General features: G+C 72.0%; 3 protein-coding genes. All 3 read right to left on the bottom strand.

From position 1 onward, the window contains the following. Positions 1-8: 8 nt before the first annotated feature. From asnB to B4N89_RS36570, 3 genes are read right to left on the bottom strand one after another with little or no spacing between them, the layout of a single operon-like run. On the bottom strand, positions 9-1,868 hold the full coding sequence (asnB, locus tag B4N89_RS36580) for an asparagine synthase (glutamine-hydrolyzing) (RefSeq protein WP_078980890.1): 1,860 nt from the start codon (positions 1,866-1,868) through the stop codon (positions 9-11). Between the two features lies 1 nt (position 1,869). Then, complete coding sequence (locus B4N89_RS36575) at positions 1,870-5,751, bottom strand: non-ribosomal peptide synthetase (protein ID WP_078980889.1); 3,882 nt, start codon at positions 5,749-5,751, stop codon at positions 1,870-1,872. A gap of 34 nt (positions 5,752-5,785) precedes the next feature. Further along, a complete protein-coding gene (locus B4N89_RS36570; protein ID WP_078980888.1) occupies positions 5,786-12,205 on the bottom strand; it encodes a non-ribosomal peptide synthetase in 6,420 nt (2,139 codons plus the stop codon). Positions 12,206-12,230: the final 25 nt, after the last annotated feature.

Here is a 12,230-nt window from a genome sequence, read left to right as displayed (position 1 = left end):
ACCCGCGTTCACACGTGACCGGGAAGGTTGAAGGTGTCCAGCAGAATTCCGAACGTCAGGACGACCAGCAACAGATCGTCGTCCAGGTGCGGATGCAGGTCGAAGGCCGCGTCCAGGCTGCGCGAGCGCAACCGCTCCACGACCGCCGGATCGAAGTAGCCCTGACGGGCGATGCGCGCCGGGGACAGCAGGTCGTCGACCCATTCGACGTTGCGCCGGAGCAGCCGAGGGCTCGCGGGCGCGCGGAACCCGTACTTCTCCCGGCGGATGATCTCCGGCGGGACCAGTCCCTCCGCGGCCTGTTTCAGCACGAGCTTCTCGCCCCGCGGGCCCACCTTGAGCCGGTTGGGAATCCGCGTGGCGAAATCGAGCACGGCGCGATCGAGGAACGGGTAGCGGGCCTCCACGGAATTGGCCAGGGCCATCCGGTCCCCGTGGTCGGTCAACAGGTGGTCCGACAGTCGCAGGGTGAAGTCCAGATAGGAGCGCTGACTGAGCCGCGGCCTGCCCACCAGGCGCTCGTGGTCGACGACCGGGTGGTGCAGACAGTCGAACTCCTCGAAGGCGGCCCGGGCCTGCGCGGAGTAGAGCTCGACCTTCGCGTCCCGCCACGCGTGGTACCGGCGCTCGTAGAAGAGGTCCGGGTCGCCCCACAGCCGGGCCCGAAGGTCGTCCTCGAAGGCGTCCTCCAGCGGATCGCCCGACACCACCGGGCCGCGCCCGCCCGCGTCGAACCGGTACCCGGGATACCCGCCGAAGAGTTCGTCGGCCCCCTCGCCGGTCAGGATCGCCTTGACGCCGTGTTCTCGCGCGAGCGCCGACAGGACCAGCGAGCAGGTGTTGTAGGTCTCCTTCACCGGGCACTCGGCATGGCGCACCATGCGCTGGAGTTCGGCGACGGTGTCCTGCTCCGTGAACACCGCCTCGTGGTGCACGGACCCCACCTTGGTCGCCATCAGGCGCTGATATCCGGACTCGTCGATGGCCGCGTCGGGGAAGGTGATGGAGAAGGAGTGGGCGGGGGGTCCCGATTGCGACGCCAGCGCGCCGATCAGCGAGGAGTCGAGGCCGCCGCTGAGATAGAAACCGACCTCGACGTCGGCTCGCATCCGGAGCCGAACGGCCCGGGTGAGCAGTTCACGCAGGTGTTCCGGGTAGAACTCGTCGGGCCGGTGCGCGACCTCGTCGCGGGGGTAGTCCAGGGCCCAGTAGCACCGGTCGGTGACGACACCGTCCCGCACGATCAGGTAGTGGCCGTTGCGCACGCTCTCGATGCCGCGGAACATGGTGCGCGGACTCACCAGCCCGGGGAACGTGAGGACCTGGTCCAGACCGGTGAGGTCCACGTCGCGCGGTACACCGGGGTGTTCCAGGATCGACTTGATCTCCGATCCGAAGACGAAGTGCTCGCCGGTGTCCGTGTAGTACAGAGGAGCGATCCCGGCGTGGTCGCGCGCGAGGAACAGCTGTCGCCTGCGCCGGTCGTGGATCGCGAACGCGAACTGGCCGTTGAGTCGCGCCAACAGCTCGGGCCCCTCGTCCTCGTAGAGGTGCAGGATCACCTCGACGTCGCAGGACGACCCGAACCGGTGGCCCCGGGCGAGCAACAGGGCGCGCAGCTCGACGTGGTTGAAGATCTCGCCGTTGCACACCATCGTGACGCTGCCGTCCTCGTTGGACATCGGCTGCCCGCCGCCGGCGAGGTCGACCAGACTCAGCCGGCGGCAGGCCAGCGCCACGCCGTCCTGGATCAGGGTGCCCGCCGCGTCCGGGCCGCGGTGCGTCAACGTATCGCTCATCCGCTCCAGTACCTCGGCCGTCGTCGGTCGGGCGTTGCGCAGGACCATGGACCCGGTGATGCCGCACATGTCAGATCCGCTCCTTGATCGCCGGCGACAGGGGCGTCGTCGATCGCAACGCCCGGGCGAGGACCGGTCCGATCACGCGCAGCGCCGCGGGGCGCATCATCCGCAGGTGCTCGCTGTCCACCGGCACCACCGCGATGTCCCCGCCGACGCAGGACCGCCACCGTTGCCCGGCCCGCGTTTCCCGGCCGCCGGGCGCGGCCTCGAAGAGCAGCAGCGAGCCGTCGAAGAACTCCGGGACGATGCCCGGATCCCGCAGGAGGCGGATGTTGTTGCCGGTGGCCCGCAGCAGCGCGGCCACCGACTCCTCGTCCAGGGCCGCCATCGCCTCCCCGCCGTCGAAGGCCACCAGCCGGACGTCGGAGGGCTCTTCGGTGTCGCGATCGGTATGGGCGCCCGCCGGCCAGGCGTCGATGGCGGCGAGCAGAGCGACCGCGTGCCCCGACGCGCGCAGTCGGACCGCGACGGCATGGGCCGCGGCTCCGCCGAAGGACCAACCGGCAAGCAGATAGGGCCCGTTCGGTTGAATGTCGACGATCCGCGCGCAGTAGTCCTCGACGAGCTCGGGGAAACTGCCGGCCAGGGCGGTGGAGCCGTCGAGGCCGCGCGCCTGGAGGGCGTACACCGGGTGTCGGGCCGGAATGTACGGCAGCAGGCCCGCGTAACTCCAGCCCAGGCCACTCCCCGGATGGATGCACCACAGCGGCCGACCCGTTCCGCCGCGTAGGCGGATCAGCGGACCGAGCAGGTCCGCCGTCGCGGGCTGGTCCCGGAGCAGCTGCGCCACGGTGGGTCGCACGAACAACTGCTTCAGGGTCAGTTCCAGCCCCAGGGCTTCCCTGGCCCGGGTGAGCAGCCGCGGCATGAGCAGCGAGTGCCCGCCCAGCTCGAAGAATCCGTCGTCGATGCCGACCGTGTCGACGCCGATCACCTCGGCGAACACCTGGCACAGCGACACCTCCGCCGGGGTGCGCGGCACCCGCCGGTCACCCACCGGTGCGTCGGTCTCCGGCGGCGGAAGAGCGGCGCGGTCGAGCTTGCCGTGTGGTGTGACCGGCAGTTGGGCAAGGACCACGACGGCCGAGGGGACCATCGGCGCGGGCAGTGCGTCGGCGAGGGCCGCCCGGACGGCTGCCGGGCTCACGCTCGCGACCGGACCGGTCGGGACGACATACCCGATCAGGCGTCTGTCGTCGGAAGAACGCTCGTGGACCACGACCGCGCACCGGGAGATCCCGGGCAGGGCCAGCAGCGCGGCCTCCACTTCGCCCAACTCGATGCGGTGGCCGCGCAACTTGATCTGGTGGTCCGCCCGCCCGACGTATTCGAGTTCGCCGTCGGAGCGCAGGCGGACCAGATCACCGGTGCGATACATCCGGCTACCGGCCCGGCCGAACGGATCCGCCACGAAACGCTCGGCCGTCAGCGCGAACCGGCCCGCATAGCCTCGCGCGAGGGCCGGACCCGCCACGTACAGTTCGCCCGCGACGCCGCTCGGCACCGGGCGCAGCCGCTCGTCCAGGACGTACATGCCCAGGCCGTCGTGGGGGCGGCCGATGGGGACCGGTCCGGGCGGTGTGGGATCGCCCGGGTCGAGCCGGAACCGGGCACAGTCCACGGTCGCCTCGGTGGGGCCGTAGAGGTTGTGGACCACGACGTCCGGGTGTTGCTCCCGCCACCCGGCCAGCGACTGCCCGCGCAACGCCTCACCGCCGATCAGCAGGCATCGGGTCGGCGACGGATCCACCGGCATCGCCGCCATCAGGTCGAGATGGCTCGGCGTGACGTCCAGGAGGGAGGGGCGGAGCGGGCCGGTGTGGGGCCCGGCCAACTCGCCCAACCGCACGTGCCCGCCGCTCACCAGCGGGGTGTACAGGGCGGTCACCGTCAGGTCGAAGGACAGCGAGGTATGGACCAGGCTCGACCCGGCCGCACTCGCATACGCCGCCCGTGCCTGTTCCACATAGGCGGCCAGGGAACGGTGTTCCACCACCACGCCCTTGGGGCGGCCGGTGGAACCGGAGGTGTAGATCACATAGGCGGCGTTCGCCTCGTGCGGCACACCGGCTCGCGCGCTGCGGGCCGGTCCCGCTTCGGGCGGCATATCCGCCGCCTCGTGCTGCCAGGCGGCGATGTCCAGAACGGGGACGGGGCCCGCCCAGGCCGGACCGGCCGCGCTCTCCGTGGTGATGAGCAGCGTGGGCGCCGAGTCCGTGAGCATGAAGGCGATCCGGGCGGCCGGGTAATCCGGGTCCACCGGCAGGTACGCGGCGCCGGCCTTGAGCACGCCGAGCATGGCGACGACCGCGTCGACGGAGCGGGGCAGCAGCAGCGCCACGATGTCCTCGGCGCCGATACCCCGGCCGGTCAGCCATCGGGCCAGCCGGTCGGCCCGCGCGTTCAGCGCCCGGTAGGTCGTCCGTGCCTGCCCGGCGATCAGTGCCGTCGCCTCCGGAGTACGCGCCACCTGCGCCTCGAAGAGCCCGGGGAGCAACTGCTCCCGGGTTCGAGCCGGGGTCGGGCGGCACGCGCCGAGGAGGGCGCCGCGCTCACCGGGCCGGAGAATCTCCACGTCGCCGATGGAGCGGTCCGGGTCCGCGGCCATGGCCGCGAGCACCGACTCCAGCCGTTCGACCATGTGTTCGGCGGTGATCGAGTCGAACAGGTCGCGAGCGAACTCCAGGCCGCCTTCCAGGCCGTCGGGGCTGCCGTCGTCGGTCTGCCGCTCCCGCAGGTGGAGCGACAGGTCGACTTTCGAGTCCGGGTTGTCGATCGGTTCCTCGGTGGCCGGCAGGCCCGGGAGGTACGGGAGGTTCGGGGTGCGGTCCTCCAGGACGAGCATGACCTGGAACAGCGGGTTCCACGCCGCCGAGCGGGAGGGGGCGAGCACGTCGACGAGCCGTTCGAACGGCACGTCCTGACGTGCGTACGCCGCCAGGTCCGTCTCCCGTACCCGGGCCAGGAGTTGCCGGAACGACGGATTACCGGCGGTGTCGGTGCGCAGCACCAGCGTGTTGACGCACATCCCCACCAGATCGTCCATCGCCTCGTCGGACCGGCCGGCGACGGCCGAGCCGATGGGGATGTCGGTGCCGGCGCCCAGCCGGGTCAACAGGGCGGCGAGCCCGGCCTGCAACACCATGAAGAGACTGACCCGCTCCTGTCTGGCCAGCTCGATCAGGGCCAGGTGCGTGCGCGGTGCGATCAGCATCGGGATCGTCTCGCCGCGATGGGAGGCCGCGGCCGGCCGAGGCCGGTCCGCGGGCAGCGACAGATTTTCCGGGATGCCGGCCAAGGCGTCGCGCCAGTAGGCCAGTTGCTCGCTGATCAGACTGTTCGGATCAGCCTCGTCGCCGAGCAGTTCACGCTGCCACAGGGTGTAGTCGATGTACTGGACCGGCAGCGGATCCCAGCCCGGCGCCCGCCCCGCGCACCGCGCCCCATAGGCGGTCGCCAGGTCGCGCAGGAGTGGTTCCCGCGACCAGCCGTCCGCCGCTATGTGGTGCAGCAGGATCAGCAGGACGTGCTCGTCCGGTCCGAGCGAGAACAGGGCGAACCGCACGGGCGCTTCGGTGGTGAGGTCGAAGACGTGCGCTCCCGCGGCTCGAAGGACCTCGGGCAGTTCCGACGGCCGAATGCGTTCGACCGCCAGGACCGGCCAGGCCGCGGAGTCCTCCAGGACCACTTGGCGGGGGGCGCCGTCGGACTCGGGAAAGACCGTGCGCAGGCTCTCGTGTCTGGCCAGGACATCGGTGAACGCGGCCCGCAGCGCCGCCACGTCCGGCTCCCCGACGAGTCGGTACACCAACGGGATGCGGTAGCCCGTCCCGTCGTCCAGCTTGTTGAGGAACCAGATCCGGTGTTGCGCGTACGACAGCGGAATCATCAGCGGTACCCCAGGTGGGTGCGGTCCGAGTCGATCACGAGCCGTCGCTCCGTTCCTCGGCCGCGGGCCCCGGGCGGGGCATCCGCCGCAACGCCGGCCGGCGCGAACGTTTCGTGCCCTTGATCCGGGCGGCCAGCGCCGCCGGCGTCGGCGCCTCGAACACCGCGCCCACCTCGACGTCGATGCCCAGCACGGTCCTGATCCGGCTCGTCAGTCGGGTGGCCAGGAGCGAATGACCGCCGAAGTCGAAGAAGGAGTCGTCCGGTCCGACCCGCTCCAGTCGCAGTACGTCCGCGAACAGCGCGCACAGGGCCTCCTCTTCCGGCGTGGCCGGTGCCCGGGTCGAGGCGAACTGCGCGAAGTCCGGGGCGGGCAGCGCCCGGCGATGGACCTTGCCGCTCACGGTCAGCGGCAGGTCGGCCAGGATCAGCACGGCGGTGGGCACCAGGAAGTCCGGCACCGACTCGGCCACGAAGCGGCGCAGCACGACCGGGTCCGGACGGGTGCCCGCGGCCGGCACGACGTAGGCGACCAGCCGCTTCTCTCCCGCCCGGTCCTCGCGCACGACGACCGCGACCCGGTCGACGTCCGGGTGCCGGCCGAGCACCGCTTCCACCTCTCCGGGCTCGATCCGAAACCCGCGCACCTTGACCTGATCGTCGACGCGGCCCACATAGTCCAGCCGACCGTCGCCGGACCAGCGCACCAGGTCGCCGGTGCGGTACATGCGCTCGCCGGGGCCGTCGAAGGGGTTCGGCACGAACCGGTCGGCGGTCAGACCGGGACGATTCCAGTACCCGCGGGCCAGGGCCGCGCCGGCGATGTACAACTCACCGGTCACCCCCGGCGGAACCGGCCGCAGGGTCCGATCCAGCACGTACGTCCGGGTGTTCCAGATCGGCGTTCCCAGCGGCGCGGTCGAGGACTCCCAGTGCGTCAGGTCCGCCGGCAGCGAGAAGGCGGTCACCAGATGCGTCTCGGTGGGGCCGTACAGATTGTGCAGCCGCACCTTCGGCCGCGCGGACAGGAACTCCCGGACCCCGGGGGTCAGTCGCAGCACCTCGCCGCCCTGTCCGATGTCGCGCAGTGCCGGCAGCGCCAACCCCTGGGTCAGGGCCGCCTCGCACACCGCCTCCACCATCACGTTCGGCGCGCAGAACTGCTCCACCTCGTGCTTGTCCAGCCATCTGGTGAACGCCGCCGGGTCGCGCCGGACCTCGTCGTCGGGGACGACCAGGTGCCTGCCGGAGGTGAGGGTCTCGATGATCTCCCAGGCCGAGACGTCGAAGCTGATCGCCGCGAACTGCGCCACCGGGCCGCCGATGCCCGTCCGCTCCCGCCGGACCCACCGGGCGTGTGCCTGCACCAGGTTCACCATCGCACCCGTACCCATGGTGACGCCCTTGGGCCTGCCGGTGGAGCCGGACGTGTGGATCACATACGCCGGGTGCAGCGCCGACAACGGCCCGGTCCGTTCGTCGTCGCGCAGGTCGTCGGCCGACTCGGCCGCCGCCGCGGCGCCGGTCCGCGGGTCGTCCAGGAGCAGGCGCGGGACGCCGGGCGGCAGTTCCGCACTCGTGCGCACGGTGGTCAGCAGCAGGGCCGGCCGGACGTCGTCGAGGAGGAAGGCGATCCGCTCGGGCGGATACTGCGGATCCAGCGGCAGGTACGCCGCACCCGCCTTGAGCACCGCCCACACCGCCGCCACCAGGTCGAGCGAGCGCGGCACGGCCAGGGCGACCACGGATTCGGGCCCCACCCCGGCGGCCACCAGCAGCCTCGCCAGCCGGTTCACCCGGGCGTTGAACTCGCGGTACGTCATGCTCCCGTCGGGCGCGGTGACCGCCGTGCGCTCGGGGCCCTGCTCGACCCGGGACTCGAACAGGGCCGGCAGCGTGGCCGCGATCACCGGGTGATCCGTGTCGTTCCAGTCCCGCACCACCCGCTCGCGCTCGCCGGGCGCCCACGGTTCGAACGCGCCGATCCGGCGGGTGGGCTCGCTCACCACCTGTGCGAGCAGGCGCCGCAGCCGGTCCGCGATGGACAACGCCGTGCTCCGGTCGAACAGGTCGGTGCCGAAGAGCAGGGCGCCGCTCAGCCCGGTGGGGCCCCGCGACCCGTCGGACTCGTCGTCGAACTCCACCACCAGGTCGAACGGGGACAGGCCGGTCCACACCGACTCGTGGCGCACCTCGATGCCGGGCAGCACCAGTTCGCCCGAGCGCGTGTTGCGCAGCACGAGCGCCACCTGGAACAGGGGATGCCGGGCCAGGGAACGCTCCACCGCCAGGTCGCCGACCAGCAGTTCGAAGGGGACGTCCTGGTGGGCGTAGGCGTCCAGGCAGGTTTCCCGCACCCGGGCGAGCAGCTCGGTGAAGGTCGGATCTCCCGACAGGTCCGTACGCACCACGAGGGTGTTGGTGAAGAACCCCACCAGGTCCTCCAGCGCGTCGTCCAGACGTCCGGCCACCGGCGCGCCGATGGGGACGTCGTCGCCGGCTCCGAGCTTGGACAGCAGCACGGCCAGCACGGCCTGGAGCACCATGAACGTGCTCGCGTCGTGTGCCCGGGCCAGGTTCACCAGCCCCAGGTGCACGTGCGCCGGGATCTCCAGCGGAACCGAGTCGCCCGCGTAGGAGGGCAGGGCGGGCCTGGGCCGGTCCGACGGGAGGCCGATCTCCTGCGGCAGTTCGGCCAGGGCCCGCCGCCAGTAGGCCAGTTGTCGGGCGTGGACACTGTCCGGATCCGCCGCCGAGCCGAGCCGGTTCCGCTGCCACAGGGTGTAGTCGGCGTACTGGACCGGGAGCGGCGCCCAGTCGGGGTCCCGTCCGGCGGCGCGGTCGGTGTATGCCCGGCCCAGATCGGCCAACAGCGGACGCAACGACCAGGCGTCGCCGGCGATGTGGTGCATCACCAGCAACAGGACGTGTTCCCTGGGCGACAGGGCGACCAACCGCGCGCGCAGCGGGATCTCCGACTCCAGGTCGAACGCCCGCCGGGTGGCCCGGGCCAGGTCCTGTGCCAGGTCGGCCGGGTCGATCGGCACCACGGGCAGGTCGAGGTCGACCGAGTCGGCGGAGAGCACGTGCTGATAGGGATGGCCGTCGTCGGCCGGGAACACGGTACGCAGTACCTCGTGCCGGCCCACCAGGTCGCGCAGCGCGGCGCGCAGGGCGGCGACGTCCAAGGCACCGAGCAGACGCAGCCCCATGCCCTCGTTGTATGTGGCGATCGGCCCCTGGAATTGTCGAAGGAACCACAGTCGGGACTGGGCGAACGACAGCGGGATCCGGTCGGGCCGCACAGCCGGGACCAGCTGGGGCCGTGCCGGGCCGGCCGTGCCGAGCCGGGCGGCCAGTGCCGCGACGGTCGGTGCCTCGTACACGGTCCGAATGCCCGTCTCCCGGCCGAGCACGGTCCGGATCCGGGTGAGCAGGCGCGTCGCCGACAGGGAGTGGCCGCCCAGCGCGAAGAAGCTGTCGTCGACGCCGACCGAGGTCAGGCCCAACACCTCGGCGAAGATCGCGCACAGCGCCTTCTCCGCGGGTGTCCCGGGCTCGCGTCCGCCGCTCGGGGCCTGGCGGGAAGGTGCGGGCAGGGCGCGCTCGTCCACCTTCCCCGCGGTGGTCAACGGCAGCGCGTCCAGCACGACGAAGGCGGCGGGCACCATGTAGTCGGGCAGGAAGCCGGCCACCTGCGCACGGATCGCGGCGATGTCCGGCCGCGTTCCCGCCGCGGGTACCAGGTAGCCGACCAGGCGCTTGTCGGTGCCGGGGTCCTCGCGCACCACGGCGAGCGCGGCGGCGACGCCGACGCACCGGGCCAGGGCGGCCTGCACCTCGCCCGGCTCGATCCGGAAGCCGCGGATCTTGACCTGGCGGTCCGCGCGCCCGACGAAGTCCAGATCACCGTCCGATGTCCAGCGCACCAGGTCCCCGGTACGGTACATCCGCGATCCGGGCGCACCGAAGGGGTTGGGGACGAAGCGCTCGGCGGTGAGGCCGGGGCGCCGCAGATAGCCCCGGGCCAGGCCGGGGCCGGCGATGTAGAGCTCGCCGACGGTGCCCGGGGGCAGCAGGTGCAGACCGGCGTCCAGCACGTACGCCGTGGCGTGGGCGACCGGTGGGCCGATGGGCGGCGATCGGCCGTCGGAGGGCGCGACACACAGTTTCTGCGCGGCGTCGACGGTGGTCTCGGTGGGTCCGTATCCGTTCCAGAACTCTCGTCCGTCCGCGGCCCACTGGTCCACGAGCGTTGCCGGCACGCGCTCGCCGCCGGCGGACACCGTGCGCAGCGCGGGCAGTTCGTCGGGCCGCAGCAGATGCATCAGGGCCGGGGACAGATGCGCGACGGTGACCCGGTGGGCGGCCATCAGCCGTTGCAGGGCTTCGGCGTCGAGCCGTTGGTCGTCGTCGGCCAGCACGATCCGCGCCCCGGTGGCCAGGGAGACCCACAGTTCGAGCATGGAACCGTCGAAGGTGAAGGCGTACGCCGCCAGGACACGGTCCTGCTCGCCCACGCCGTACGCCTGGACGGCGTGCGCCACGTACCGGGCGATCGACCGGTGTTCGATCACCACTCCCTTGGGACGTCCGGTCGACCCCGAGGTGTAGATCACGTACGCCGGATGCGTCGGGAGGAGGTCGGGCGCGGGTGCGTCGCGTGACTCGGCGAGGGGCGTCGGATCGGCGGCGCCGGTGACCTCGTCCACCACCAGACACCGTGGCCCGGTCCAGCCGGGTGGAAGTCCCCGCGCCAGGTCCGCCGTCGTCACCACCAGTGCCGGTCGCGCGTCGTCGAGCATGTACGCGACGCGCTCCGGCGGGTACCCGGGATCGATCGGCACGTAGGCGCCTCCGGCGGTGAGGATGGCCAGGAAGGCCACCACGCCCGCCGGAGTGCGGGGCAGCAGTACGGCCACGAACCGCTCGGGTCCGACGTCTCGCTCGGTGAGCACGCGGGCCAGCCGCGCCGCCCGGGCCCGGAGTTCGGCATACGTCAAGGAGGTGTCCCCGTACACCAGCGCGGTCCGCTCCGGGGTGCGCAGGGCCTGTTCGGCGAGCAGCTCGGACAGGGTGCGCGGGGGGAGCGGTGCGGACGGCGGGTTCCACCGGGTCAGGAGCAGCCGCCGAACGTCGGCCGGCAGCACGTCGATTCGGCCCAGCGGGGTGTCGCCCGGCGTGTCGACGACGCGGTCGAGCGCTTCGTCGAGCAGGCGCGCGCAGCCGGCGTGCGTGCGCTCGTCGAACCGGTCGGGGTCGGTGTCGACGGCCAGTTGCAGACTGCCGTCGCGCGAGATGTCCCACAGGTTCAGGGAGATCTCCTCGAAGGGCCCGGTGGCGAGGTTGTGGGCGACGAAGGGCCGGCCGGCGAGAGTGGCTCGGTAGTCGAACGGCATGACGTTCAGGGAGACCGCCCAGGGCACCTCCCCCGGGGCCAGGCCGAGGTCGTGGCGGATGTCCTCGTAGCGGTATCGCTGGTGGCGCATCGCCTCCAGGACCTGGACAAGGCTTCGGTCCAACAGGTCCGCCAGGGTCGTCTCGGGATGCACCGACAGGCGGATGGGGACCACGTTGGCCACGACTCCGGGAATCGACTGCTCGATGCCGGGGCCGCGGCCGGGTACGGCGAAGCCGATGACCACGTCCGTCTCGCCCGTGGCCCGGGCGGCGAAGAGCGCGGTGGCCGCGACCGCGAGGCCGGCCAGGTTGGTTCCGAAGCCGCGGCAGGCGGACCGGAGTCGGTCGGCCGCCGCGGGGTCCAGGCTCCTCGTCTCGCGCCGGCGCGCGCGGGCCGGTCCCCGCACCGCCCCGCCGGCCAGGGACACCGGGCGGGGCCGGTCCGCCAGCAGGTCCAGCCAGTACCGGCGGTCCTCGTCGAACGCGGGGGAGGCGCGGTACGCCGCATCGGCGTCGACGAGGACCTGCACGGACTCGAAGGGTTCGCCGTCGGCCGAGCCGCCCTCGAACAGGGCGGTGTAGAGCTCGGCGACGCGGGCGACCACCAGGGGAAAGCCGAATCCGTCGTTCACGATGTGGTGGCAGCCCTGGTACCAGAGGAAACGCCGATCGTGCAGCTTGAAGAGCGCGAACGTGACGAGCGGTCCGCGTTCGAGGTCGCGCGGGCGGGCCAGATCGGCACTCATCCACTCCAGCGCGGACCGGTGCGGGTCCCGGTCCGCGCTCACGTCGACGACGTGCAGGCGATGTTCGAGGTCCGGGTCGACCTCCTGGCGGAGCCCGTCCTCGTCCTCGAGGAATCTCAGCCGCAGGGTCTCCGCCTCGGACACGGTCTGCCGCAACGCCTCCTCGAACAGGCCGATGTCGAGGGAGCCGTCGATGTCGAGATACTCGCCCTCGTTGAGGATCGGGCTCTCGGGGTCGAATCGATGGGCGTACCACAGGCCCCGCTGCCCTGCCATGAGCTCGATACGTCCGGCGCTGCGGTCCGACATCTCACACTCCAGATCGAGACGACGC

The organism is Embleya scabrispora (genome assembly GCF_002024165.1).
Classification (GTDB): domain Bacteria; phylum Actinomycetota; class Actinomycetes; order Streptomycetales; family Streptomycetaceae; genus Embleya; species Embleya scabrispora_A.
The sequence above is the reverse complement of the archived record's forward strand: the minus strand, read 5'-3'. Positions and strand labels throughout refer to the sequence as shown.

Excerpts from the sequence above, each read along its gene's own strand:
- B4N89_RS36570 (WP_078980888.1), bottom strand. The coding sequence starts at position 12,205 with ATGTCGGACCGCAGCGCCGGACGTATCGAGCTCATGGCAGGGCAGCGG.
- B4N89_RS36575 (WP_078980889.1), bottom strand. The coding sequence starts at position 5,751 with ATGATTCCGCTGTCGTACGCGCAACACCGGATCTGGTTCCTCAACAAG.
- asnB (WP_078980890.1), bottom strand. The coding sequence starts at position 1,868 with ATGTGCGGCATCACCGGGTCCATGGTCCTGCGCAACGCCCGACCGACG.